Source organism: Pseudomonas sp. COR18, assembly GCF_048568395.1.
Taxonomy (GTDB): Bacteria; Pseudomonadota; Gammaproteobacteria; order Pseudomonadales; family Pseudomonadaceae; genus Aquipseudomonas; species Aquipseudomonas fuscovaginae_B.
Map to the genome: position 1 here is coordinate 369,882 of NZ_CP183808.1, position 25,560 is coordinate 395,441.

The window sequence follows — 25,560 nt, forward strand, 5'->3', positions numbered from 1 at the left end:
GAGGAGTTCAAGGGCCTCGAAGCCTTGTATGGCGCAGCGGACGGGACTCGAACCCGCGACCCCCGGCGTGACAGGCCGGTATTCTAACCGACTGAACTACCGCTGCGTATCGCTCGGACTTGCGTCCGTTTGAAACTTTCAAACCCGTGACAAGGAAAGCTTCGGTACCTTCCCTGTCGCAGATCGTTCGTTTGCTTACCAAACAATCGATCTGTACAAAATATGGCGCAGCGGACGGGACTCGAACCCGCGACCCCCGGCGTGACAGGCCGGTATTCTAACCGACTGAACTACCGCTGCGCGTCGGTTGGAGGTTCTTCACAGAACTTCCGATTCTCTTGCGAGATGCTTTCTTGCGAAAGACTCGAGAAGTGGTGGGTGATGACGGGATCGAACCGCCGACCCTCTGCTTGTAAGGCAGATGCTCTCCCGGCTGAGCTAATCACCCTTTGCTTCGTCGAGGCCGCGAAATTTACGCAGGTAGAGAACCTAAGTCAATAGCCTGCTTGAAGTTTTTCTGAAAAAGACACATTCATGTCAGTTCCGGTACCACGAAAACCTCATGCCAAGCGGGCTGCAGCGCCCTACTCGGCGTAAATCATCTTCCGGCTCATGCCGCCATCGACCACGAATTCCTGGCCGGTGACAAAACCCGCGCCCTTGGACAACAGCCATGCCACCATTGCCGCCACATCCTCGACCGTGCCGACCCGGCCCACCGGGTGCTGGGCATGGTCGCTCTCGCTCAACGGCTCGGCCCGACGCTGCGCCGGGTCACGAGCATCGATCCAGCCCGGGCTGACCACGTTCACCCGGATCTCCGGCCCGAGGCTCATCGCCAGCGCATGGGTCAATGCCAGCAGGCCACCCTTGCTCGCCGCATACGCCTCGGTATCCGGCTCCGACTGCGTGGCCCGGGTCGAGGCGATGTTGACGATGGCCCCGCAATGGGCGCGCAGATACGGCGCACAATGCTTGGCCAGCAGCATCGGCCCGCTGAGGTTGACCGCCAGCACCCGATTCCAGTGCGCCAGGTCGAGGCTTTCGAGGGTAATGTTGTGCGGATCGGCAATCGCCGCGTTGCACACCAGCGCATCGAGCCGGCCGAAGCGCCCGAGCACCTCGGCCACGCCCCGGGCCACTTGCGCCTCGTCGGAGACGTCCATGGCGATGAAGCAGGCGTTCTCGCCAAATACCTCGGCCACCTTGCCACCGCGCACCGGATCCACGTCCGCCAGCACCACCTGCCAGCCCTCGCTGATCAGCCAGGCCGCGATGCCCAGGCCGATGCCCCGCGCCGCGCCGGTCACCAGCGCGACGCGGCCGTTGTTGCCAACGCCCACCTCGAAACCCAACTCGATCACAGTGCAGCCAGGCCGCGCGCCAGGTCGGCCTGCAGGTCAGCCACGTCTTCCAGGCCGACCGCAACGCGGATCAGGCTGTCGCGGATCCCCGCCGCTTCTCGCTCCTGCGGCGACAGACGGCCGTGGGAAGTGGTGCTCGGGTGGGTGATGGTGGTCTTGCTGTCACCCAGGTTGGCGGTGATCGAGATCATCCGGGTGGCGTCGATGAAGCGCCAGGCGCCCTCCTTGCCACCCTTGACCTCGAAGCTCACCACCCCGCCGAAACCACGCTGCTGGCGCTGGGCCAGTTCGTGCTGCGGATGGCTCTTGAGGCCGGCGTAATGGACTTTCTCGATGCCATCCTGCTGCTCCAGCCATTCGGCCAGGGCCAGGGCATTGGCACAGTGGGCACGCATGCGCAGGTTGAGGGTTTCCAGGCTCTTGAGGAAGATCCAGGCGTTGAACGGACTGAGGCTCGGGCCAGCGGTGCGCAGGAAGCCGACGACTTCCTTCATCTGCTCGTTGCGACCGCAGACCACGCCCCCCATGCAACGGCCCTGGCCGTCGATGTATTTGGTCGCCGAATGCACCACCACGTCCGCACCCAGCTTCAGCGGCTGCTGTACCGCTGGCGTGCAGAAGCAGTTGTCGACCACCAGCAGCGCGCCCTTGGCGTGGGCGATTTCCGCCAGGGCGGCGATGTCCACCAGCTCGGCCAGCGGGTTCGACGGCGATTCGACGAACAGCAGCCTGGTGTTGGGCCTGATCGCCGCCTCCCAGCCGGACAGTTCCGCCAGCGGCACGTAGTCGACCTCCACGCCAAAGCGCTTGAAGTACTTCTCGAACAGGCTGATGGTGGAACCGAACACGCTGCGCGATACCAGCACATGGTCGCCGGCGCTGCACAGACTCATGACCACGGCCATGATCGCCGACATGCCGGTCGAGGTCGCCACGGCCTGCTCGGCACCTTCCAGCGCGGCAATGCGCTCTTCGAAGGCACGTACGGTCGGGTTGGTGTAGCGCGAATAGACGTTACCCGGCACATCGCCGGCAAAGCGCGCGGCCGCGTCGGCGGCGGTGCGGAAAACGTAGCTGGAGGTGAAGAACAGCGGATCGCTGTGCTCGCCTTCCGGGGTGCGGTGTTGACCGGCACGGACGGCCAGGGTGTCGAAGGCTACGCCGTCGAGATCGCTGTCCAGCCGACCGGCATCCCATTCCTGACTCATGCTGCCACTCCTTGCTCTCAATCTTTGGAAGATACGGAACCGGCCCCTGGAGAGACGCATATGACTGTAGGAGCAGGGCTTGCCCGCAAAGAGGCCGCCCAAGGCCGCCAAAAGCTTCGCGGGCAAGCCGCGCTCCTACAGGGATCGCGGCCTGCTCAAGGAACGCGGCATACCAGACGCCGCGCCACGGGGCCGGGTTCCAATCAGTTGTTGTACAGATCGATAATCGCGCTGACCGCCTGGGTCTTGGCCTTGGCCGCGTCGTTGCGCGCCTGCTCGATCCGGTTCAGGTAGTGCTCGTCGATATCGCCGGTGACGTACTTGCCGTCGAATACCGCGCAGTCGAACTGTTCGATCTTGATCTTGCCACCGCCCACGGCTTCGATCAGGTCCGGCAGGTCCTGATAGACCAGCCAGTCGGCACCGATGAGGTCGGCAACGTCCTGGGTGGTACGGTTGTGGGCGATCAGTTCGTGGGCACTCGGCATGTCGATGCCGTAGACGTTGGGGTAACGCACGGCCGGGGCCGCCGAGCAGAAGTAGACGTTCTTCGCCCCGGCTTCACGGGCCATCTGGATGATCTGCTTGCAGGTGGTGCCGCGAACGATGGAGTCATCCACCAGCATCACATTCTTGCCGCGGAATTCCAGCTCGATGGCGTTGAGCTTCTGCCGTACGGATTTCTTGCGCGCCGCCTGGCCCGGCATGATGAAGGTCCGGCCGATATAACGGTTCTTCACGAAACCTTCGCGGAACTTCACGCCCAGGTGGTTCGCCAGCTCCAGGGCCGCGGTACGGCTGGTGTCCGGAATCGGGATGACCACGTCGATGCCATGGTCGGGACGCTCGCGCAGGATCTTCTCGGCCAGCTTCTCGCCCATGCGCAGGCGCGCCTTGTACACCGACACACCGTCGATGATCGAGTCCGGACGCGCCAGGTAGACGTGTTCGAAGATGCACGGGGTCAGGCTCGGGTTGGTCGCGCACTGACGGGTGTGCAACTTGCCGTCTTCGGTGATGTAGACCGCTTCGCCCGGAGCCAGGTCACGGATGAGGGTGAAGCCGAGCACGTCCAGGGACACGCTCTCGGAGGCGATCATGTACTCGACGCCTTCATCGGTGTGACGCTGGCCGAACACGATCGGACGAATGCCATGGGGGTCGCGGAAGCCGACGATACCGTAGCCGGTGATCATCGCCACCACCGCGTAGCCGCCGACGCAACGGTTGTGCACGTCGGTCACTGCGGCGAACACGTCTTCCTCGGTCGGCTGCAGCTTGCCGCGCAGGGCCAGCTCGTGGGCGAACACGTTGAGCAGCACTTCCGAGTCGGAGTTGGTGTTGACGTGACGCAGGTCGGACTCGTAGATCTCCTTGGCCAACTGTTCGACGTTGGTCAGGTTGCCGTTGTGCGCCAGGGTGATGCCGTAAGGCGAGTTGACGTAGAACGGCTGGGCCTCAGCCGAAGTCGAGCTGCCGGCAGTCGGGTAGCGCACATGGCCGATGCCCATGTGGCCCACCAGGCGCTGCATATGGCGCTGCTGGAATACGTCACGGACCAGTCCGTTGTCCTTGCGCAGGAATAACCGGCCGTCATGGCTGGTCACGATACCGGCAGCGTCCTGGCCGCGGTGCTGGAGCACGGTTAGCGCGTCATACAGCGCCTGATTGACGTTCGACTTACCGACGATACCGACGATGCCACACATGCGACGCAACCCCTACTTAATGAATCTGAACTGAACGACTCTTACTGGGCGGGTTTGCCCGGCAAGAGATGCTCCTTGAACGGAATATCAGCGGGTACGCTGATTCCGCTGGCCAGCCACTGACTGCTCCACCCCAATATGAGGTTCTTTGACCAATCTGCAACCATTAAAAATTGTGGCACGAGCCGGGACTCCTGCCACCACGGATCCTGCTGTACCGGCCCGAGGCTGAGCAGCCCGACCGCGACGACCACCAGCAGCGCGCCACGCGCGGCGCCGAAGGCCATGCCGAGAAAGCGATCGGTCCCGGACAGGCCGGTGACGCGAATCAACTCGCCGATAAGGTAATTGATCATGGCGCCGACCAGCAGGGTCGCGACGAACATGATTGCACAGCCCGCGATCACGCGAGCCGAAGGTGTCTGGATGTAGTCGGTGAGGTACACGGACAGCGAGCCACCGAACATCCAGGCGACCACACCGGCGATGATCCAGGTGAGCAAGGACAAGGCTTCCTTGACGAAGCCGCGACTCAAGCTGATCAAAGCAGAAACGACGATTACCGCGATAATCGCCCAGTCAACCCAGGTAAATGGCACAGTGCAGCCTACAGACGGATAAGGCGGCGCATTTTAGCAGAGCGCCGCCTTGCTGGTAAGGCAGTTGTTCGGTGGATTTCGTACAACCCGGCGCTTAACCGCGCTCGGGTTGGAAACGAACGACAAAACCCTTCAGGTTCTGCTGGCGACCGAGCAGGTCGCGCAGGCGATCAGCCTCCGCACGCTCGATCAGGGGACCGACGAAGACCCGGTTCTTGCCATCGGCGGAACGGATATAGGCGTTGTAGCCCTGGCTGCGCAAGCTCTTCTGCAGGCTCTCGGCACCTTCCCGGCTCGACAGGCTGGCCAGTTGTACCGACCAACTGATCGGCAGACCGTTGGGGTCGACGCGATTCTGCGTGGTATCGAGCTTCGCCGGAGCCTGCGCCACCACCTGGGCCGGCGTCTGCGCGGGCACCGCGGCGGGCTTGGCCGCCGAAGCAGGCACGGACGCCGGGGTCGCCGGCTTGGTCGCCGCAACCGGAGCCCCCGGCTTGGTCGCAGGGACAACTGGAGCGACCGGCGTCGCAGTGGCCGGCTTGGCCGCAGGCGCTGCCGGAGCAGCCACTACCTCATCATCCTCTGGCGGCAAGGGGTCCTGGGGCAGGTTTTGCGGCTCCGGCACGGCCACCGGCTCGACATGCACCTGGGGCACCACGGGGGCCTGTGGCGCCGCTGGCGGGTCGACACGCACCTGGCGCTGTTCATCCTGACGGGAAAACAGCATCGGCAGAAAGATCACCGCCAGCGCCACCAATACCAGCGCGCCGACCATCCGCTGCTTGTACGCCCTATCCAGCAATGCCATCTGCAGCTTCCTCCGTGGCGCGCCGGGCCAGCCATTCCAGCGCCTCGGCTACGCAAAAGAACGATCCGAACAACAGAATCTCATCATCGACCGTGGCCTGGGCACACTGCCCTTCCAGCGCCGTGGCCACGCTTTCATACACCGTCACCGCCGCGCCGCGGGCCTGCAAGGCAACCTGCAGGTCCGCGGCCGGGCGGCTGCGCGGCGACTGCAGCGGCGTGACCGCCCAATGCTGCACATGGCCATCCAACTGCGCCACCACGCCGTCGAGATCCTTGTCCGCCAGCAGGCCGAACACCGCCAGGCGTCGTCCGGCCAGCGGCTGGCGTGCCAGACGCTGGGCCAGGTACTCGGCGGCATGCGGGTTATGCCCGACATCCAGCATCAGCCTGACCTGCCTACCCTGCCACTTGACGGTCCGCCGGTCCAGTCGACCCACGATCCGCGTCGCCTGCAGGGCGGCAACGATGCGCTCGGGCTGCCAGGGCAACCCCATCAGCGCATAGGCCTGGAGTGCCAATGCGGCATTCTCCATCGGCAGGTCCAGCAACGGCAGGTCGTGCAGTTCGAGCGGCAGGCCCTGGCCGTCGACACCGCGCCACTGCCAATGACGGTCGGTGGACGCGAGGTCGAAATCGCGGCCGCGCAGCAACAGCGGGCTGTTCAGCTCACGCGCCTTGTCCAGCAGCGGCTGGGGCGGATTCAGGTCACCGCACAGCGCCGGCCGGCCCGCACGGAAGATCCCGGCCTTCTCGTAGGCCACCGACTCGCGGGTGTTGCCCAGGTACTCGGCATGATCGACGCCGATACTGGTCACCAGGGCGAAGTCGGCGTCAACCACATTGACCGTATCCAGGCGCCCGCCAAGACCGACTTCCAGCACCACGGCATCCAGCTGTTCACGCTCGAACAGCCAGAACGCCGCCAGGGTGCCCATCTCGAAGTAGGTCAGCGAGGTATCGCCACGGCCGGCTTCCAGCGCGACGAAGGCCTCGCACAGCTGGGCATCGCTGGCCTCGACACCGTTGATCTGCACGCGCTCGTTGTAGCGCAGCAGGTGTGGCGAACTGTAGACGCCGACCTTGAGACCTTGCGCCATCAGCAGCGAGGCGACGAAGGCGCAGGTCGAGCCCTTGCCGTTGGTGCCCGTAACGGTCACTACCCGGGGCGCCGGCTTGCCCAGCCCCATGCGGTTCGCTACCTCTTGCGAGCGCTCCAACCCCATGTCGATGGCCGATGGATGCAGTTGCTCCAGGTAGGCGAGCCAGTCACCCAGGGTACGTTCGGTCATACTTTTGCCGGTGCCGGTGGAACAACGACAGGCTCGACAGGTGCCGCCACGTACACAGGCGTCGGCAGGCCCATCATCTGCGCCAGCAGGCTACCCAGGCGCGGACGCAGCTCCTGGCGTGGGATGATCATGTCGATGGCACCGTGTTCCAGCAGGAACTCGCTACGCTGGAAGCCTTCCGGCAGTTTTTCCCGTACGGTCTGCTCGATCACGCGCGGGCCGGCGAAACCGATCAGCGCCTTAGGCTCACCGACGATCACGTCGCCGAGCATCGCCAGGCTGGCGGAAACCCCACCGTAGACCGGGTCGGTCAGCACGGAGATGAACGGCAGGCCTTCTTCGCGCAGGCGTGCCAGCACGGCCGAGGTCTTGGCCATCTGCATCAGCGAGATCAGCGCTTCCTGCATCCGCGCACCGCCGGAAGCCGAGAAGCAGACCATCGGGCAACGTTTTTCCAGGGCGTAGTTGGCCGCACGAACGAAGCGCTCGCCGACGATGGCGCCCATGGAGCCACCCATGAACGAGAATTCGAACGCCGATACCACGATCGGCATGCCCAGCAGGGTACCGCTCATCGAGACCAGGGCGTCTTTTTCGCCGGTCTGCTTCTGTGCCGCGCTCAGGCGGTCCTTGTACTTCTTGCCATCGCGGAACTTCAGGCGGTCGACCGGCTCCAGGTCAGCCCCCAGCTCGACGCGGCCTTCGGCGTCCAGGAAGATATCGATGCGGGCGCGGGCGCCAATACGCATGTGGTGGTTGCACTTGGGGCAGACGTCCAGGGTCTTTTCCAGCTCCGGACGATAGAGCACCGCGTCGCACGACGGGCACTTGTGCCACAGGCCCTCGGGCACCGAGCTCTTCTTCACCTCGGAACGCATGATCGAAGGGATCAGTTTGTCTACTAACCAGTTGCTCATGCTTTCTTTCTCCAATTCGTTTTCGGCCCGTCGGACAACCGGGCCCGCCTGTTTTCTGTGGCGGTAAGCATGGACGGCGGCAGATTGCCGCCCGTCACATCGGCAATCAACTGGCGCGCACCGCCTGGATGAATGCCTTGATCTTCGCGGGGTCCTTGATGCCCTTGCTCTGCTCGACCCCGCCGCTGGTATCCACGGCATACGGCTTGACCTGGGCAATGGCCTGCGCCACGTTGTCCGCAGTCAGGCCACCGGCCAGGATGATCGGCTTGCTCAGGCCCTGCGGCACCAGAGACCAGTCGAAGGCCTCGCCGGTTCCACCCGGCACGCCTTCGACATAGGTGTCGAGCAGGATGCCGCTGGCACCGGGATAGGCCCGGCAGGCCGCGGCGATGTCGTCACCGGCCTTGACCCGCAGCGCCTTGATGTACGGCCGGTTGAAGCCCTCGCACTGCGCGCCGGTCTCATCGCCATGGAACTGCAACAGGTCCAGCGGCACCGCATCGAGAATCTCGCCCAGCTCGCAACGACTGGCGTTGACGAACAGGCCCACGGTGGTGACGAACGGCGGCAGTGCGGCAATGATGGCCCGCGCCTGCTGGAACGTCACCGCCCGCGGGCTCTTGGCATAGAACACGAAACCGATGGCATCGGCTCCGGCCTCGACCGCGGCCAACGCATCTTCAATGCGGGTGATTCCGCAAATTTTGCTGCGAACGGCGGACATGTCGTCAGAACCCCAAGGTTTTCCGGATAAAGGCCCGGATGGTAGCAAATGCTTTTCCAGGCGTCAGCCGGCAAGCTCCGAGAAACCGGTGAGGAAGTGTGGCCCGATATAACGCTCGGGCAACTCGAACTCGTCGCGGTACTCCACCTGCACCAGGTACAACCCGAACGGATGCGCCGTCACCCCACCCGTACGACGGATGCGACTCTCCAGCACCTCGCGCGCCCATTCGACCGGGCGCTCACCGGCACCGATGGTCATCAGCACACCGGCGATATTGCGCACCATGTGGTGCAGGAAGGCGCCGGCACGGATGTCGATGACGATCATCTTGCCGTGCCGGGTGACCCGCAGGTGGTGCACTTCCTTGATCGGCGACTTGGCCTGGCATTGCCCGGCGCGGAAGGCGCTGAAATCGTGGGTACCGACCAGGTAGCGTGCGGCCTCGGCCATGCGCTGCTCATCCAGCGGCCGATGGTTCCAGGTGATTTCCTCGTTGAGGTGCGCCGGACGGATCTGGTCGTTGTAGATCACGTAGCGGTAGCGCCGGGCGATGGCCTTGAAGCGGGCATGGAAATGCGCCGGCATGACCTTGGCCCAGGTGACACTGATGTCATGGGGCAGATTGATATTGGCGCCCATGGTCCAGGCCTTCATCGAACGCTCGGCGCGGGTATCGAAATGCACCACCTGCCCGCACGCATGCACACCGGCGTCGGTGCGCCCGGCGCACATCAGCGAGACCGGCGAGTCCGCCACCTTCGACAGCGCATCCTCCAGGGTTTCCTGGACCGACAGCACGCCCGAGGCCTGGCGCTGCCAGCCACGGTAGCGCGAGCCTTTGTATTCCACGCCCAGGGCGATGCGGAAAAAGCCTTCGGCCGCCATTTCGGCAGCCGGGTTATCTATATTTGCCAAGAACTTGCAGCCTGATGATTAACGCAAAGGCGTGCATTATAAGGCGCGCGCCCATAACGACAACGGCAGCCCGTGGGCTGCCGCTGTTTTTACCGCTATCGGATCGACTCAAGCCAGGCGCTTGAGCATCTCCCTGGCTTCGCTCTTCTGCGCATCGCTGCCTTCGCTGATGACCTCGGCCAGAATATCGCGGGCGCCATCCTTGTCATCCATGTCGATGTAGGCCTGGGCCAGATCGAGCTTGGTCGCCGCCTCGTCGGTTCCGGCCAGGAAATCGAACTCCGGCTCATCATCCCCCAGGGCGGCGTCCTGCTCGGTAAAGCTCGGCGTCGCCAGCGGCGGCTGCTCCAGGCTCTGGGACAGGCGATCCAGCTCGGCGTTGACATCGTCGAGCTCGTCGGTGAAAGCGTTCGGCCCGGTGTCGGCCAACAACTCGTCAGCCAGCAGATCATCCGCCGCCAGGTCGTCAGTCGCCAGGTCATCGGCCAGCGAAAGATCGAAGTCCGCCGGCAGCCCCAGATCATCCAGCGCGTCGAGGGTCGGCACCTCACCCTCCGGTGCCTTGGGATCATCGGCCAGCCCGAGCAGGAAGTCGTCATCGGCCTGGGCCGCAGCCACCGGTTCGTCACCGCCCAGATCCAGGTCGAAGTCGGAGAGATCGTCCAGACCGCTCAGATCATCCTTGGCTTCGGTCTGCTGCGCCAGTACCGACTCGAAGCTCAGATCGTCGTCGAGCTGCAGGTCATCCAGGCTTTCCTCGACAGTCGGAGCGGCGACTGGCGCCACCGACGGAGAGACGGCCTCCAGGTCATCCAGGCTGAGGTCGAAGTCGTTGTCGAATTCATCCACAACCGGCTCGGGCGCCGCGGCAACCACAGGCTCCGGCGCAGCGACCGGGGCCGGCTCGTCATCCTGCAGCAGTTCCTGGACGAACTGCTCGTCCAGTTCGGCGGCGGCAGCGGCTGCACCCAGGCCTGCCGCAGCAGCGGCGGCCACGGCCACCATGGCAGGGAAACGGCTCTTGAGCTGTTCGACCCGAGCCTGGTTATCGCCATTGGCCGGCAGTTGCCGCTCCTGGCGCACGAAGGCATCGCGGTCACCCTGGCGACCGTAGACTTCCATCAGCTTCAGGCGCAGATCGCTGCGCTGCGGCTCGAACTTGACCGCCTCCTCCAGCAGATCGGCGGCCTGGTTCAGATGACCGCGTTCGATGTGCAGCTCAGCCTGACCCAGGACATCGGTCGGACGTTCAGCGACGGGAGCCGGCGCCGGGGCCGGCGCCAACTTTACATTGGGCGCGGGTACCTCCAGGCCCTCGAAGCTGCTTTCCGGCATGTCCAGGTCGGCCGCGAAATCGGTCTCTTCCGACAACGCCTTGGCCATGCGCTGATGCTTCTCGGCTTCCTGCTGGGCCTTTCGACGACGAACCAGCAACAGCAGGAGCAGCAGCGCCACCAGCACCACGGAACCGGCAATCAGTCCCATCAGGATCGGGCTGGACAGCAGGTCGTCGAGCTTGCGCTCCTCGCTCGGTGCCGGCTGGACCGCTGGCTCGACCGGCTTGGCCGCCTCGGCGGGAGCCGGTGCAGGGGTGGCTACGACCGGAGCGGGCTCAGGCTTGGCCACCAGTTCGGCCGAGACCGCCGGCTGGGTCGGCGCAGGTGCCGGAGCGGCAGCGGCGGCCGCCCCTTCGGCCTGCAGCTTGGCCAACTGGTCGTTCTTCAGATCGATGAGGCGCTGCAGCTTGTCCAGCTGGCTCTGCAGGTCTTCCATACGGCTTTTCAGTTCGGCGTTGTCGCGACGGGTCGCGTCGAGGCTCTCCTGGGTCACCGCCAGCTTGTTGCTCAGGGCCTTGCTATCGCCGGCCGCACCCTTGCCGCCCTTCTTGCCGTTCTCGGCGGAAACCAGGCTCAGCTTGTCCTTGCGCTCGCCCGCGACAGGCGCGCCCTCCCCACCCTTGTGCCGGGTGGCGTCGAGCTGCTGCTTGCCAGCGGCATGGCCGGCACGACGCCCCTGGCGCCAGGCGGCGTTCTGCGCGGCCACCTCGGCGATCGCCTTGGACTGCGGCAGCGCAGTGCTTTGTACGGTATCCGGCAGACGCAGCACCTGGCCGGTCTTGAGCCGGTTGATGTTGCCATCGACGAAGGCCCCCGGATTCAACGCCTGGATCGCCAGCATGGTCTGCTGCACGGAAGCGCCATTACGCTCCCTGGCAGCGATTTCCCAGAGGGTATCCTTGGCCCCGGTGGTGTACTGCTTGGCCCGGGTCGGTGCGGTGACCGGCGCGTTCGGCGCGACAGCCGGCTTGGCGGCCTCGCCTGCCGGTGCGTATCTGGATGGATCGAGCAACACGCTGTAGTCACGCATCAGCCGGCCCTGGGGCCACTGCACCTGGACCAGGAAGCGTACGTAGGCCTCGGACAGCGGCTTGCTGGAGGTCACTCGAACCACGCTGCGACCGTTGGGATTGACGACGGGCGTGAAGGTCAGGTCATTCAGGAAATCCTGGCGGTTGACGCCGGCATCGCTGAACGCCTGGGGAGAAGCCAGGCTGGGCACGATATCGGAGGCGCTGAGGCCACCGACATCCTGCAATTCGATTTCCACCAGCAGCGGCTGGTTCAGGGTCGACTTGAGGGTCATCTCCCCAAGCCCGAGGGCATGCGCCATACCGGAAGACAGCGCCGAAGCGGCCGCTATTGCTAACACCAGTTTGCGAACTTGAACCATCAGCCTCTTCCTTTGTTTGTGCGTTCCTCGGCCAGCGAGAAGGTGGTGTAGCTGCCTTGCGGCATGGTGTGCGGCCGTGGAAATACGAGCGCATCACCCTGTTGTCGCCGATGCCCCTGCAAGTGCCCGTGGGGCAGCTCACCTTCAGCAACCAACCTGAGCATAGCGTCAGGCCAGAATCATTCTGCAAATTGTCGCCAAGTATCTTTTACAGCGGGTCTTTTATCAACAGCTCGGCCAGTTGCACGGCGTTCAGCGCGGCGCCCTTGCGCACGTTGTCCGTGGTCAGCCACAAGTTGAGCTGTGCCGGATCATCCACGCCATGACGAACCCGCCCGACATAGACCACATCCTGGCCCACGGCGTCACCGACCGCGGTCGGATAATCGTCGCCATCGACCAGTTCGATACCCTCGGCGGCCTCGAGCGCCACGTTCACCGCTTGCAGATCGACGTCGGCAGCGGCCTGCAGGGACACACTATAGCTATCGCCAAAAAATACCGGGGCTTGAACGCAAGTGACTGAAATTTTTAGTAAAGGTGCTTGCAGCAGTTCGCGCAACTCGTTGACCAGGCGTTTTTCCAGGGGAACATGGCCCCGGGCATCCGGCTTGCCGACCTGGGCCAGCAGGTTGAAGGCCACCTGACGGTCGAAAACCCGGGGTTCCAGCGGGCGCATGTTCAGTAGTTCGGTGGTCTGCCGGGCCAGCTCGCTGACCGCTTCACGCCCCTGGGTGGACATTGCCAGGCAGGCGGTCAGGCTCACCTGGCGGATGTCCAGCAAACCCTTGAGCGGTGCCAGGGCCACGGCCAGCGCGGTGGCCGAAGCGCTCGGGCTGCCGACCTGCAGCGGCCTAGCCAGGCCCGACAGCACCTCGGCATTGGCTTCCGGCACCACCTGCGGCGCCGGCAAGGCGCCCGACAGGTCGATCACCGTGCAGCCAGCCGCCGTCGCCCGTGGCGCAAAACTGAGGGTGACCGCCGGCCCCGCGGCAAAAAACACCAGCCGGGCCTTGGCGAAGTCGAACTCATCGACTTCGCGAACACGCACGTTCTTGCCCCGGAATGGCACCGATTGCCCGGCCGACTCGCTGCTGGCCAACAGATGCAGGTTGGCCACGGGAAAATCCCGCTCTTCGAGGATCTGCACCAGGGTTTCGCCGACCGTGCCGGTGGCACCGATCACGGCAATATCAAGGGACTGGCTCATGGGATTCTCCTCAGGCAAAACGGGGGGTGCGCACTTTACCCGTGACCGCGCGGTCAGGCAATTTGCCGGTACCTCGGCAGGAGTGGGCTTGCCCGCGAATACGCCCCTGAAAGACCGGAAGCTTCGCGGGCACGCCCGCTCCCACAGGGACCACGCCACCGTGAGCGCACCACAGGAAACAAAAAGCCCGCGACTCTTGCGAGTCGCGGGCTGTCTTCGAGCCTTCAGCGAATCAACGCTCCAGCAGGATCCGCAGCATGCGGCGCAGCGGTTCGGCAGCGCCCCACAGCAGCTGGTCGCCGACGGTGAACGCGCCGAGGAACTGCGAGCCCATGTTAAGCTTGCGCAGACGGCCCACCGGGATGTTCAGGGTACCGGTGACCTTGGTCGGGCTCAGCTCCTGCATGCTGATCTCGCGCTGGTTCGGCACCAGCTTGACCCAGGGGTTGTGCTGGCTGATCAGGCCTTCGATGTCGGCCATCGGCACATCCTTGTTCAGCTTGATGGTCAGCGCCTGACTGTGGCAACGCATGGCGCCGATGCGCACGCAGATGCCGTCCACCGGGATCGGGTTCTTGAAGCGACCGAGGATCTTGTTGGTCTCGGCCTGGGCCTTCCACTCTTCGCGGCTCTGGCCGTTCGGCAGTTCCTTGTCGATCCACGGAATCAGGCTGCCGGCCAGCGGCACACCGAAGTTCTCGGTCGGATAGGCATCGCTGCGCATGGTCTCGGCGACCTTGCGGTCGATGTCGAGGATGGCGCTGGCCGGGTTGGCCAGGTCATCGGCGACCGCCGCGTGGGTCGCGCCCATCTGGCGGATCAGCTCACGCATGTTCTGCGCACCGGCACCGGAAGCGGCCTGATAGGTCATGGCGCTCATCCACTCCACCAGGCCAGCCTCGAACAGACCGCCCAGGCCCATCAGCATCAGGCTGACGGTGCAGTTGCCGCCGATGAAGTTGCGGGTACCGGTATCCAGTTGCTGGTCGATGACCTTGCGGTTGACCGGGTCGAGGACGATCACCGCGTCATCCTGCATCCGCAGGCTGGACGCGGCATCGATCCAGTAGCCCTGCCAGCCGGCTTCGCGCAGCTTGGGGAAGACCTCGCTGGTGTAGTCGCCACCCTGGCAGGTCAGAATCACGTCGAGGGTTTTCAGCTCTTCAATGCTGTAGGCGTCCTTCAGCGGAGCAATATCCTTGCCCACGGCAGGGCCCTGGCCACCGACATTGGAAGTGGTGAAGAACACCGGCTCAATAAGATCGAAGTCCCGCTCTTCCAGCATCCGCTGCATGAGCACGGAACCGACCATACCGCGCCAACCGATCAGACCTACACGTTTCATCGCAACTACACCTTTTACAAAAGTGGGTCACCGCTTCCGGGGATGAAAGAGGCGGTGGGCCCGAGAGATTACAGATTCCGCAGCGCCTCGGCTACTGCGTTACCCATTTCCTGCGTTCCGACCCGGGTACAACCCTCGGACCAGATATCGCCGGTGCGCAAGCCGCGGTCCAGCACCAGGCTTACCGCCTGCTCGATGGCGGCGGCCGCTTCGTGCAGGTTGAAGCTGTAGCGCAGCATCATCGATACCGACAGGATGGTTGCCAGCGGGTTGGCAATGCCTTGCCCGGCGATGTCCGGAGCCGAACCGTGGCAAGGCTCGTACATGCCCTTGTTGTTGGCATCCAGGGACGCCGACGGCAGCATGCCGATCGAACCGGTGAGCATCGACGCCTCGTCGGAGAGGATGTCGCCGAACATGTTGTCGGTGACGATCACGTCGAACTGCTTCGGCGCACGCACCAGTTGCATCGCCGCGTTGTCGACGTACATGTGGCTCAGTTCGACATCCGGGTAGTCCTTGGCGACCTCCTCGACCACTTCACGCCACAGCTGGCTGGATGCCAGGACGTTGGCCTTGTCCACCGAGCAGAGCTTCTTGCCACGCACGCGGGCCATGTCGAAGCCGACCCGGGCGATACGGCGGATTTCGCTTTCGCTGTACGGCAGGGTGTCGTAGGACTGGCGCTCGCCATTCTCCAGCTCGCGGGTACCACGCGGTGCGCCGAAGTAGATGCCGCCGGTCAGTTCGCGCACGATCAGGATATCCAGGCCGGCGACGATTTCGCGCTTGAGGCTCGAGGCATCGGCCAGTTGCGGGTAGAGGATCGCCGGACGCAGGTTGCCGAACAGGCCCAGTTGCGCACGGATCTTCAGCAGGCCGCGCTCCGGGCGGATGTCCCGCTCGATCTTGTCCCACTTCGGCCCGCCAACGGCGCCCAGCAGCACCGCATCGGCAGCGCGGGCACGTTCCAGGGTCTCGTCGGCCAGGGGCACGCCGTGCTTGTCGATGGCCGCGCCACCGATCACGTCGTGACTCAGTTCGAAGCCCAGGTCGTACTTCTCGTTGGCCAGTTCGAGCACCTTGACCGCTTCGGCCATGATTTCCGGACCAATACCGTCGCCTGGGAGAATCAGAATCTGCTTGCTCATGCTTTCCTCATGTCATCTGTCGGCGCACCGGTGATACCGGGCGACCTGGAAAAAAGTCTATCGCTCGGCCCACAGCACCAGTACATCTGTACTGAACGAACCATCGGCCTCAATCTCAAAATATTCCCGCACTTCGGCGCCCATCGCCTGCTGCAGCTCGCGAATCGCCACCCGCAACGCTGCCGGGGTGCGCATGCGCTCGACCCAGGAGGTGTACTCCAGACGCAAGCGCTGGCGGCTGGTGCTGCGCACGTGCAGACCCGCCTCGCTGACCTGGCGCGCCCACTCGGCGGCCGAATAATCGCGCACGTGGCTGGTGTCGCGCAGCACCTCGACGGCCTGCAGGTAGGTGTCGAACAACGGGCTGCCAGGCGACATGACGTCAATAAAGGCTGCGACGCCACCGGGTTTCAAAACCCGCCGCACTTCCCGCAGGGCCAGGCCGAGATCGCTCCAGTGATGCGCCGAGTAGCGGCTGAAGACGAAATCGAATTCGCCATCGGCGAACGGCAGGCTCTCGGCCGCGCCGCGCACCGTCACGATGTTGTCCAGGCCACGCTCCGTGGCGGCCGCGGCGACCACGTCGAGCATCTGCTGCGAAAGGTCATAGGCCGCCACCTTGGCCACCAGCGGCGCAACGTGGAAGCTCACATGGCCGGCGCCGCAGCCCAGGTCCAGCACCCGCGCGTCGGCGCGCCCGGCCAGTTCGGCCTGGAGCAGCGCGAACTCGGCGCCCTGGGCGTGCACGGCGCTGCTCAGGTAGGCGGCGGCCTGCTCGCCGAACTGCATTTGTACCACTTGGCTGTGGGCATTGCTGGTCATGGGGTGGTCCTTCTGTCGGGTTGCCAGGGCGTTACAGGGGTTTGAGGGCCTCTTCGCGGGCAAGCCCGGCTCCTACAGGTTGGGTGCGTATATTCGGCACAACTCTGTAGGAGCCGGGCTTGCCCGCGAAGAGGCCCACCCCGCCTACATCGGATCAGGCGTCGCGAAACAGCCAAGGCTGGCTGGCACGATGCCTGGCCTCGAACGCCGCGATCGCATCGCCGTCCTGCAGGGTCAGGCCGATGTCATCCAGGCCGTTGAGCAGGCAATGCTTGCGGAACGCATCGACTTCGAAGTGATAAACCTTGCCATCCGGACGGGTCACGGTCTGGGCCGCGAGATCGACGGTCAGTTGGTAACCCGGGGTGGCCTCGACCTGCTGGAACAGTTCGTCGACTTCGCTGTCGCTGAGAATGATCGGCAACAGGCCGTTCTTGAAGCTGTTGTTGAAGAAGATGTCGGCATAGCTCGGCGCGATGATGCTGCGGAAACCGTACTCGTCCAGGGCCCACGGCGCGTGCTCGCGGCTGGAGCCGCAACCGAAGTTCTCACGGGCCAGCAGCACACTGGCACCCTGGTAGCGCTCGGCGTTGAGCACGAAGTCCTTGTTCAGCGGACGCTTGGAGTTGTCCTGGTAGGCATGACCGACGTCCAGGTAGCGCCACTCGTCGAACAGGTTGGGACCGAAGCCGGTGCGCTTGATCGACTTGAGGAACTGCTTGGGAATGATCTGATCGGTATCGACGTTGGCACGGTCCAACGGCGCGACGAGACCGGTGTGCTGGGTAAAGGCTTTCATGTGGTTTTCCTCAGATCAATTCGCGAACGTCGATGAAACGGCCATTGATGGCAGCCGCCGCGGCCATGGCCGGGCTGACCAGGTGGGTACGCCCACCGGCACCCTGGCGCCCTTCGAAGTTGCGGTTGGACGTCGAGGCGCAGTGCTCGCCGCTTTCCAGGCGGTCCGGGTTCATCGCCAGGCACATCGAGCAGCCCGGTTCACGCCACTCGAAACCGGCTTCGAGGAAAATCTTGTCCAGGCCTTCCGCTTCGGCCTGGGCCTTGACCAGGCCGGAGCCCGGCACCACCAGCGCCTGCTTGATGGTCGAGGCCACCTTGCGGCCCTTGGCGATCGCCGCCGCCGCCCGCAGGTCCTCGATCCGCGAGTTGGTGCAGGAACCGATGAATACCCGGTCCAGCTGGATGTCGGTGATCGCCTGGTTGGCGGTCAGGCCCATGTACTTGAGCGCGCGCTCGATGGAACCGCGCTTGACCAGGTCCGGCTCCTGGGCCGGGTCCGGTACGTTCTGGTCGACGGCGAGCACCATTTCCGGCGAGGTGCCCCAGCTGACCTGCGGCTTGATCTGGGCGGCATCGAGCTCGACCACGGTGTCGAACACCGCATCGGCATCGGACACCAGGTCCTTCCAGGCCTCGACGGCACGCTCCCACTCCGCGCCTTTCGGAGCGAACGGACGGTCCTTGACGTAGGCGACGGTCTTTTCGTCGGCCGCCACCAGGCCCACGCGGGCACCGGCCTCGATGGACATGTTGCAGATGGTCATGCGGCCTTCGATGGACAGGTCGCGGATGGCGCTGCCGGCGAACTCGATGGCATGGCCGTTACCGCCAGCGGTGCCGATCTTGCCGATGACGGCCAGCACGATGTCCTTGGCGGTCACGCCGACCGGCAACTGCCCCTCGACGCGGACCAGCATGTTCTTCATCTTCTTCGCGACCAGGCACTGGGTGGCGAATACGTGCTCGACCTCGGAGGTGCCGATACCGTGGGCCAGGGCCCCGAAGGCGCCGTGGGTCGAGGTATGCGAGTCACCGCAGACCACGGTCATGCCCGGCAGGGTCGCGCCTTGCTCCGGGCCGATCACGTGGACGATGCCCTGGCGCACGTCGTTCATCTTGAATTCGGTGATGCCGAACTCGTCGCAGTAGTCGTCGAGGGTCTGCACCTGGATACGCGACACCTGGTCGGCGATCGCCTCGATGCCGCCCTTGCGCTCGGGGGTGGTCGGCACGTTGTGGTCCGGCGTGGCGACGATCGAATCGACCCGCCATGGCTTGCGCCCGGCCAGCTTGAGGCCTTCGAACGCTTGGGGCGAGGTCACTTCGTGGATGATGTGACGGTCGATGTAGATCAGCGACGACCCATCATCGCGCCGTTTCACTTCATGGGATTCCCAAAGCTTGTCGTAAAGCGTTTTGCCGGCCATCAGACGTTTCCTCATCAGCTTGTTTCTATGCCCCGGGCTTATTGATGACTGTTCTCAATAACCCTTTGGCTTGTGAGGTCGATGCTATGAGGTTAGAGTGAATAACTCAAATTCATAATTTTTATGCTTTGGATAGCCATCTGGAATACCGATCATGGACCTGGCCAACCTCAACGCCTTTATCGCCATCGCCGAGACCGGCAGCTTCTCCGGGGCCGGCGAACGCCTGCACCTGACCCAGCCAGCCATCAGCAAACGGATCGCCGGCCTGGAGCAGCAACTCAACGTGCGCCTGTTCGACCGGCTGGGCCGTGAGGTCGGCCTGACGGAGGCCGGTCGCGCCCTGCTGCCCCGCGCCTACCAGATTCTCAACGTGCTCGACGACACCCGCCGGGCCCTGACCAACCTCACCGGCGAAGTCAGCGGCCGCCTGACGCTGGCCACCAGCCATCACATCGGCCTGCACCGCCTACCTCCGCTGCTGCGGGCCTACACCCGGCAGTACCCCAAGGTGGCGCTGGACATTCAGTTCCTCGATTCGGAAGTCGCCTACGAGGAAATTCTCCACGGCCGCGCCGAACTGGCGGTCATCACCCTGGCGCCGGAGCCCCATCACCTGGTCCGTGCCGTGCCGGTGTGGGACGACCCGCTGGATTTCGTCGTCGCCCCCGAGCACCCGTTGGCCAGCAACGACCAGGTCAGCCTGCGGGACATCGCCCACCGACCGGCGGTCTTCCCCGGCGGCAACACCTTCACCCACCACATCGTCCAGCGCCTGTTCGAGGCCCAGAGCCTGACGCCGAACATCGCCATGAGCACCAACTACCTGGAAACCATCAAGATGATGGTGTCCATCGGCCTGGCCTGGAGCGTGCTGCCACGCACCATGCTCGACGACCAGGTCGCGCGCATACCTTTACCGGGCATACAGCTCAGTCGCCAGCTAGGCTATATCCTGCATACCGAACGGACGCTGTCGAATGCCGCACGGGCCTTTATGGCTTTATTGGATGCGCAGACGGATTTGCCGACCCTTACGGCATAAGCCGGCTCGTCTCAGCCCAGGCCTCTTGCAGCAATAACGTGCCTTTCACCCAAGGACTGCCGTTGATGCCCAAGAACGCTAGCCGTATTCCGCCCTTGCCGCGCATCCATGCCCTCGACCCTCACGAGTCGGAAAAGAGCTGGGAAAGCGCCCCGCAGTTGCTGGCCGCCCTCAACGGTGCGCGCCTGGGAGCCTGGTCCTGGGACATCGAGAACGGCCAGGTCAGTTGGTCCCGCGGCACCCAGGCACTGTTCGGCTTCGACCCGCACCAGCCGTTGCCCAAGGATATCGACTATCTCGACCTGCTGCCGCCCGAGGACCGCGCCCGCACGCTGCGCGCCTTTCATGCGGTACTCGCCGGCGAGCCGGTGGAACAGGCCATGCACCACCGCATCCGCTGGCCGGACGGCAGCCTGCACTGGCTGGAAATCAGCGGCAGCCTGCTGCCGGACAAGAACGGCAAGCAGCGGATGATCGGGGTGATCCGCGAGGTCACCCAGCAGCGCCAGCGCGAGCAGGCCCTCAGCAGCTCGGAAAAACGCTTTGCCACCCTGTTTCACCTGAGCCCCAACATGGTGCTGCTGACCCGCGAGGAAGACGGCCTGATCAGCGAGGCCAACCAGTATTTCGAAAGCCTGTTCGGCTGGCCGGCGCTACAGGTGATCGGCATGACCACCCTGGAACTGGGTCTGTGGGTGCACCCGGAAGAACGGGCAAGGCTGGTCAGGTCCTTGCGCGGCAGAACCGACCCGGTCAGCCAGGAGGTTCAGTTCCGCGCCAGCAACGGCCAGATCCACGACGGCATTCTCAGCGCGCAGCGGGTCGAACTGGAGGGCCAGGCCTACCTGCTCAGCACCTTTCTCGATACCACCGAGCGCAACAACGCCGCCCAGGCCCTCAAGGACAGCCAGGAACGCCTCGACCTGGCCCTGGACTCGGCCCAACTGGGCACCTGGGACTGGCACATCCCCAGCGGCATGCTCTACGGCTCGGCGCGCGCGGCGCAATTGCACGGCCTGGAACCACACCCCTTCCATGAGTCCTTCGATGCCTTTTTTGACGGAGTCCCTCCCGAAGAGCGCGAAAACATGCGCGATGCCTATCGCAGCCTGCGCGAAGGCCCGGCGGGCAGCTATCAGGTCACCTACCGGGTGCAACTGGACAATGGCACCTCGCGCTACCTGGAAAGCCGCGCCAGGCTTTACCGCGACAGCGAAGGCAAACCGCTGCGCATGGCCGGAACCCTGCTCGACATCACCGAGCAGGTAGAGCGCGAGCAGCGCCTGCAGGCTTCGGAAGAAAAGTTCGCCAGCCTGTTCCAGGCCAGCCCCGACCCGATCTGCGTGACCCTGCAGGACACCGGCCAGTTCATCGAGATCAACCCGGCCTTCACCCAGACCTTCGGCTGGAGCCTGGACGAGATCCGCCACCGCAGCGCCGACCAGATCGGCCTCTGGGAAGACTCGGCCAAGCGCCTGCAACGCATCCAGCAGGTGATCCGCGACCAGGCGCTGAACAATGTCGCGGTGGTCGTGCACCACAAGAGCGGCCAGGCCCTGACCTGCGTGATCAGCAGCCGGCAGATCGAGGTCGAGCAGCGTCCCTGCATCGTCACCACCCTGCGCGACATCACCCAGCAGCAACGGGCCGAAGCCGCACTCAAGGCCAGCGAGGAGAAATTCGCCAAGGCCTTCCACTCCAGCCCCGACGCCATCACCATCATCGAACGCCAGAGCGGCCGCTATCTGGAGGTCAACGATGGCTTCTGCCGGCTGACCGGCTATTCCAACGCCGAGGTCATCGGCCGCACCGTGTATGAACTCGGCATCTGGGCCGACCACAAGGAGCGCACCTCACTCCTGGAGGAGCTCAAGGAACGCGGCCACGTTCCCCATCGCGACATGCTCGGGCGCAACAAGCGCGGCGACGTGCTGACGGTGGAGATCTCGATCGAACCGATCACCCTCAACGAAACCGCCTGCCTGCTGCTGACCGCCCGGGACATCAGCCAACTGAAGAACGCCCAGGCACAGATCCGTCACCTGGCCTACCACGACCCGCTGACCAACCTGCCCAACCGGGCCATGCTGACCGACCGCCTGAGCCAGCAGATCGCCCTGCTCAAGCGCCACAACCTGCGCGGCGCCCTGCTGTTTCTCGACCTCGACCACTTCAAGCACATCAACGATTCACTCGGCCACCCGGTGGGCGATACCGTGCTCAAGGTGGTCACCGCCCGCCTGGAGGCCAGCGTGCGCATCGAAGACACCGTGGCGCGGCTCGGCGGTGACGAATTCGTGGTGCTGCTCAGCGGCCTGGAAGGCTCACGCAGTGAAGTGACGCAAAAGGTTCGCGACCTGGCGGACACCATCCGCGAGCTGCTGGCCGAACCGATGTTCCTCGACGGCCAGCGCCTGCAGGTGACCCCGAGCATCGGCGTGGCACTGATCCCGGACCATGGCTCGACCCCCGCCGACCTGCTCAAGCGCGCGGATATCGCGCTGTACCGGGCCAAGGACTCCGGCCGCAACATCACCCAGATGTTCCACAGCACCATGCAGAAGGCCGCCAGCGAACGCCTGCGCATGGAGAACGACTTGCGCCAGGCGCTTTCCCGGGGCGAGTTCAGCGTGCACTTCCAACCCCAGGTGGACGCCCGCGACAACAGCATCGTCGGTGCCGAGGCGCTGGTGCGCTGGCACCACCCGGAACTCGGCGCACAATCGCCCACCGAATTCATCAAGGTCCTGGAGGACAGCGGGCTGATCCTCGAAGTCGGCACCTGGATTCTCGACCACGCCTGCGAGGCCTTTGGCGTGCTGTTGCGCGAAGGGTTGATCGCCCACTCCTTCAGCCTGTGCGTGAACATCAGCCCGCGGCAGTTCCGCCAGGCCGATTTCGTCGAACGGGTGGAGCGCTGCCTGCTGCAGCACAACGTGCCGTCCTCGATGCTCAAGCTGGAAATCACCGAAGGCATCGTGATCCAGAACATGGAGGACACCATCAACAAGATGCGCCGCCTGAACAAGCTCGGCGTCAGTTTCGCCATGGATGACTTCGGCACCGGCTATTCGTCGCTGACCTACCTCAAACGCCTGCCGGTGGATGCGCTGAAGATCGACCAGTCGTTCGTGCGTGACGCCACCCACGACCCCAACGATGCGGAGATCATCCGCGCGATCGTCGCCATGGCCCGCAGCCTGGGGCTGATGGTGATTGCCGAAGGGGTGGAGCTGCCGGAACAGCTGATGTTCCTCGAAGGCCTGGGCTGCCATCTGTACCAGGGTTACCTGCACAGCCGGCCGTTGCCGCTGGAAGACTTCAAAAGACTTTTGTGAACCCCGCAGCCCCCTTGCGGGAGACGGCCGGGCCGCCAACAAAAAGCCCCGCCGAAGCGGGGCTCTGTCCTGCAGGCTCGGGCTTAGTGCTGCAGGGCCGGTTGCTGCGTCCCACCGATCGGGATGCGCTTGGCTTTCGCCTCTTCCGGTACGACCCGCAGCAGGTCGATGTTCAACAGACCGTTGCTCAGGCCGGCAGCCTTGACCTCGATATGGTCGGCCAGGCGGAAGGACAACTTGAATGCACGCTGGGCGATGCCCTGGTGCAGGTAGCTGACGTGTTCAGCCTTGGCTTCGCGCTTGCCGCCACTGACGGTCAATACGCCCTTCTCGACTTGCAACTCCAGGTCTTCTTCCTGGAAACCGGCGGCCGCGACGACGATGCGGTACTGGTCTTCGCCGTGTTTTTCAACGTTGTAAGGAGGGTAGCTGCTGCCCGGCTCGTTGCGCAGCGCGGTTTCGAACAGATCGTTGAAACGGTCGAAGCCAACGGAGGAACGGAACAGTGGAGCCAGGGAAAATGCGGTAGTCATGTCAATCTCCTGAAATTCAGCGAGTGGTTTGATTCGCGACCCGAATTCGGCATCGCGTACCCCTTAGATAGGAACGCCCAAACGCATTTCAAGAGATTGTCGAAAAATTTTTCTGGCGCCCGCGTCAGGCCGCTTCGGACAGCGGCACCTGCAGCAGACGGCTGACCGTGTCGCAGTCGGTCTCGCGGCGCACATGGCTGAACAGCTCGACCGCCTCCGGGTAGTTGCGCGTCAACATCGCCAGCCACTGCTTCAGGCGCCCCGGCGCCTGGCGCGGCGTGAGCTGTGCCCGGGCCTGCAGCCAGAAGTCCTGGAGCAGCGGCAACAATTCGCCCCAGCTCATCTCGACCACTTCTTCACCGGCGCTCTCGGCCGCGATCTGCCGGGCCAGGTCCGGGCGCGACACCAGGCCGCGACCGAGCATGAAATCCTTGGCGCCACTGACCTCGCGACAGCGCCGCCAGTCTTCCAGCGACCAGATGTCACCGTTGGCGAACACCGGCACCTTGACCACATCCTGCACCCGCGCCACCCACTCCCAATGGGCCGGCGGCTTGTAGCCATCGACCTTGGTGCGCGCATGCACGACGATCTGCGCGGCACCGCCTTCGGCCAGGGCCGTACCACAGACCAGCGCGCCATCCGGGCTGTCGAAACCCAGGCGCATCTTCGCCGTCACCGGAATGTGCGCCGGTACCGCCCGGCGCACATGCTCGACGATGCTGTTGAGCAGTTCCGGCTCCTTGAGCAGCACCGCCCCGCCCCGGGACTTGTTCACGGTCTTGGCCGGGCAACCGAAGTTCAGGTCGATCACCTGCGAGCCCAGCTCGCAGGCCAGCGCCGCGTTCTCGGCCAGGCACACCGGATCGGAACCGAGCAGTTGCACGCGCAGCGGCACGCCGGCGGCGGTGCGGGCGCCGGTGAGCAGTTCGGGGGCGAACTTGTGGTAATAGGCCGGCGTCAGCAGCGAATCGTTGATACGGATGAACTCCGTGACGCACCAGTCGATGCCGCCGACGCGAGTCAGGACATCGCGCAGGATGTTATCGACCAACCCCTCCATGGGCGCCAGGGCAATTTGCATGGGTGACTCTCATTGAAAAAGGCGGATATCGAAAGGCGCGGCAGTTTACGGGGTTCCGCAGCAAACCGGTACACCCTCAGGCCGACTGCAGCGCCGGCCCGTATCCCTGGAGAAACTCCTCAGGCATGCGCTTGGGCTTGCCGCTGGACAGCTCGATGCAGACGAAGGTGGTCTGCGCACGCAACAGGGTCAGGTTGTCGCTGGGGCGTACCAGCTGGAAGCGTCGGGTCATTTTCAGGCGCTGGTCCCAATCGACGATCCAGGTCGCCAATTGCAGTTCATCACCTTCGTAGGCGGCAGCCAGGTAGTCGATTTCATGACGCACCACGGCCATCGCCCGGTCCAGTCGACGGTACTCGCTCAGGTCCAGCCCCAGGCGCTGGGAATGCCGCCAGGCACAGCGCTCCAGCCAGGTGACGTACACCGCGTTGTTGGCGTGCCCGAGGCCGTCGATGTCCTCGGCGGCCACCTGCAGGTCGAGGATGAAGGGTGTCGCCAGATCCCAGCTCATGTACCGCTCCCGGTCGATTCAA

21 protein-coding genes and 3 tRNA genes are annotated in these 25,560 nt (G+C 64.4%); 2 read left to right on the plus strand and 22 right to left on the minus strand.

The window, feature by feature from the left end; translation table 11 throughout:
• Positions 1–29: 29 nt before the first annotated feature.
• From ACM62G_RS01655 to leuC, 19 genes are all read right to left on the minus strand, one after another.
• Positions 30–106, minus strand: a tRNA-Asp gene (locus tag ACM62G_RS01655).
• A 117-nt stretch (positions 107–223) separates the two neighbouring features.
• A tRNA-Asp gene (locus tag ACM62G_RS01660) sits at positions 224–300 on the minus strand.
• Positions 301–372: 72 nt separating this feature from the next.
• Positions 373–448, minus strand: a tRNA-Val gene (locus ACM62G_RS01665).
• Positions 449–584: 136 nt separating this feature from the next.
• On the minus strand, positions 585–1,343 hold the full coding sequence (locus tag ACM62G_RS01670) for an SDR family oxidoreductase (protein WP_419737590.1): 759 nt from the start codon (positions 1,341–1,343) through the stop codon (positions 585–587).
• A 17-nt stretch (positions 1,344–1,360) separates the two neighbouring features.
• Positions 1,361–2,572: an O-succinylhomoserine sulfhydrylase gene (locus tag ACM62G_RS01675; RefSeq protein ID WP_054063821.1), complete on the minus strand. Its 1,212-nt coding sequence runs from the start codon at positions 2,570–2,572 to the stop codon at positions 1,361–1,363.
• A gap of 203 nt (positions 2,573–2,775) precedes the next feature.
• Positions 2,776–4,281 (minus strand): amidophosphoribosyltransferase, encoded by a 1,506-nt coding sequence (purF, locus tag ACM62G_RS01680; RefSeq protein WP_017904424.1) that lies wholly within the window; start codon positions 4,279–4,281, stop codon positions 2,776–2,778.
• Positions 4,282–4,322: 41 nt separating this feature from the next.
• Positions 4,323–4,880, minus strand: coding sequence for a CvpA family protein (locus tag ACM62G_RS01685; RefSeq protein ID WP_054058661.1), 558 nt, complete (start codon positions 4,878–4,880; stop codon positions 4,323–4,325).
• Positions 4,881–4,974: 94 nt separating this feature from the next.
• Positions 4,975–5,688: an SPOR domain-containing protein gene (locus ACM62G_RS01690; protein ID WP_416772604.1), complete on the minus strand. Its 714-nt coding sequence runs from the start codon at positions 5,686–5,688 to the stop codon at positions 4,975–4,977.
• The gene (gene folC, locus ACM62G_RS01695; RefSeq protein ID WP_273820515.1) at positions 5,672–6,979 is read right to left on the minus strand and encodes a bifunctional tetrahydrofolate synthase/dihydrofolate synthase; all 1,308 of its coding nucleotides are present in this window, start codon (positions 6,977–6,979) and stop codon (positions 5,672–5,674) included. Before folC ends, ACM62G_RS01690 begins: the two co-directional genes overlap by 17 nt.
• A complete protein-coding gene (gene accD / locus ACM62G_RS01700; protein WP_054058351.1) occupies positions 6,976–7,896 on the minus strand; it encodes an acetyl-CoA carboxylase, carboxyltransferase subunit beta in 921 nt (306 codons plus the stop codon). The genes folC and accD overlap by 4 nt, the downstream gene beginning before the upstream one ends.
• Positions 7,897–8,002: 106 nt before the next feature.
• On the minus strand, positions 8,003–8,623 hold the full coding sequence (locus ACM62G_RS01705) for a phosphoribosylanthranilate isomerase (protein ID WP_054058350.1): 621 nt from the start codon (positions 8,621–8,623) through the stop codon (positions 8,003–8,005).
• Positions 8,624–8,686: 63 nt separating this feature from the next.
• Positions 8,687–9,511 carry a tRNA pseudouridine(38-40) synthase TruA gene (truA, locus tag ACM62G_RS01710; RefSeq protein ID WP_054058349.1) on the minus strand — a complete coding sequence of 275 codons (825 nt, stop codon included), beginning with the start codon at positions 9,509–9,511 and terminating at the stop codon, positions 8,687–8,689.
• Positions 9,512–9,649: 138 nt separating this feature from the next.
• Positions 9,650–12,271: a FimV/HubP family polar landmark protein gene (locus tag ACM62G_RS01715; RefSeq protein ID WP_419736589.1), complete on the minus strand. Its 2,622-nt coding sequence runs from the start codon at positions 12,269–12,271 to the stop codon at positions 9,650–9,652.
• Between the two features lie 208 nt (positions 12,272–12,479).
• Positions 12,480–13,481: an aspartate-semialdehyde dehydrogenase gene (locus ACM62G_RS01720; protein ID WP_419736590.1), complete on the minus strand. Its 1,002-nt coding sequence runs from the start codon at positions 13,479–13,481 to the stop codon at positions 12,480–12,482.
• Between the two features lie 232 nt (positions 13,482–13,713).
• On the minus strand, positions 13,714–14,826 hold the full coding sequence (asd, locus tag ACM62G_RS01725; RefSeq protein ID WP_054059667.1) for an aspartate-semialdehyde dehydrogenase: 1,113 nt from the start codon (positions 14,824–14,826) through the stop codon (positions 13,714–13,716).
• A gap of 68 nt (positions 14,827–14,894) precedes the next feature.
• Positions 14,895–15,977, minus strand: a complete 1,083-nt coding sequence (leuB, locus tag ACM62G_RS01730; RefSeq protein ID WP_054063826.1) for a 3-isopropylmalate dehydrogenase — start codon at positions 15,975–15,977, stop codon at positions 14,895–14,897.
• 57 nt (positions 15,978–16,034) lie between these two features.
• Positions 16,035–16,799 carry a class I SAM-dependent methyltransferase gene (locus tag ACM62G_RS01735; protein WP_419736591.1) on the minus strand — a complete coding sequence of 255 codons (765 nt, stop codon included), beginning with the start codon at positions 16,797–16,799 and terminating at the stop codon, positions 16,035–16,037.
• Positions 16,800–16,953: 154 nt separating this feature from the next.
• Positions 16,954–17,598: a 3-isopropylmalate dehydratase small subunit gene (gene leuD / locus ACM62G_RS01740; RefSeq protein WP_054059670.1), complete on the minus strand. Its 645-nt coding sequence runs from the start codon at positions 17,596–17,598 to the stop codon at positions 16,954–16,956.
• Positions 17,599–17,608: 10 nt separating this feature from the next.
• A complete protein-coding gene (leuC, locus tag ACM62G_RS01745) occupies positions 17,609–19,027 on the minus strand; it encodes a 3-isopropylmalate dehydratase large subunit (protein ID WP_273824973.1) in 1,419 nt (472 codons plus the stop codon).
• Between the two features lie 154 nt (positions 19,028–19,181).
• Here leuC and ACM62G_RS01750 point away from each other — a divergent pair, with 154 nt between their 5' ends.
• Both ACM62G_RS01750 and ACM62G_RS01755 read left to right on the plus strand, forming a co-directional pair.
• Positions 19,182–20,072: a LysR family transcriptional regulator gene (locus ACM62G_RS01750; RefSeq protein WP_419736592.1), complete on the plus strand. Its 891-nt coding sequence runs from the start codon at positions 19,182–19,184 to the stop codon at positions 20,070–20,072.
• Positions 20,073–20,137: 65 nt separating this feature from the next.
• Positions 20,138–23,410 carry an EAL and GGDEF domain-containing protein gene (locus ACM62G_RS01755; protein ID WP_273824975.1) on the plus strand — a complete coding sequence of 1,091 codons (3,273 nt, stop codon included), beginning with the start codon at positions 20,138–20,140 and terminating at the stop codon, positions 23,408–23,410.
• An 83-nt stretch (positions 23,411–23,493) separates the two neighbouring features.
• Here the strand turns inward: ACM62G_RS01755 and ACM62G_RS01760 are convergent, their stop codons facing one another.
• The 3 genes from ACM62G_RS01760 to ACM62G_RS01770 form a co-directional block, all read right to left on the minus strand.
• Complete coding sequence (locus ACM62G_RS01760; protein WP_054059674.1) at positions 23,494–23,943, minus strand: Hsp20 family protein; 450 nt, start codon at positions 23,941–23,943, stop codon at positions 23,494–23,496.
• A gap of 124 nt (positions 23,944–24,067) precedes the next feature.
• Complete coding sequence (locus ACM62G_RS01765) at positions 24,068–25,027, minus strand: tRNA dihydrouridine synthase (protein ID WP_273824977.1); 960 nt, start codon at positions 25,025–25,027, stop codon at positions 24,068–24,070.
• A 76-nt stretch (positions 25,028–25,103) separates the two neighbouring features.
• A complete protein-coding gene (locus ACM62G_RS01770) occupies positions 25,104–25,538 on the minus strand; it encodes an acyl-CoA thioesterase (RefSeq protein WP_273824978.1) in 435 nt (144 codons plus the stop codon).
• Positions 25,539–25,560: the final 22 nt, after the last annotated feature.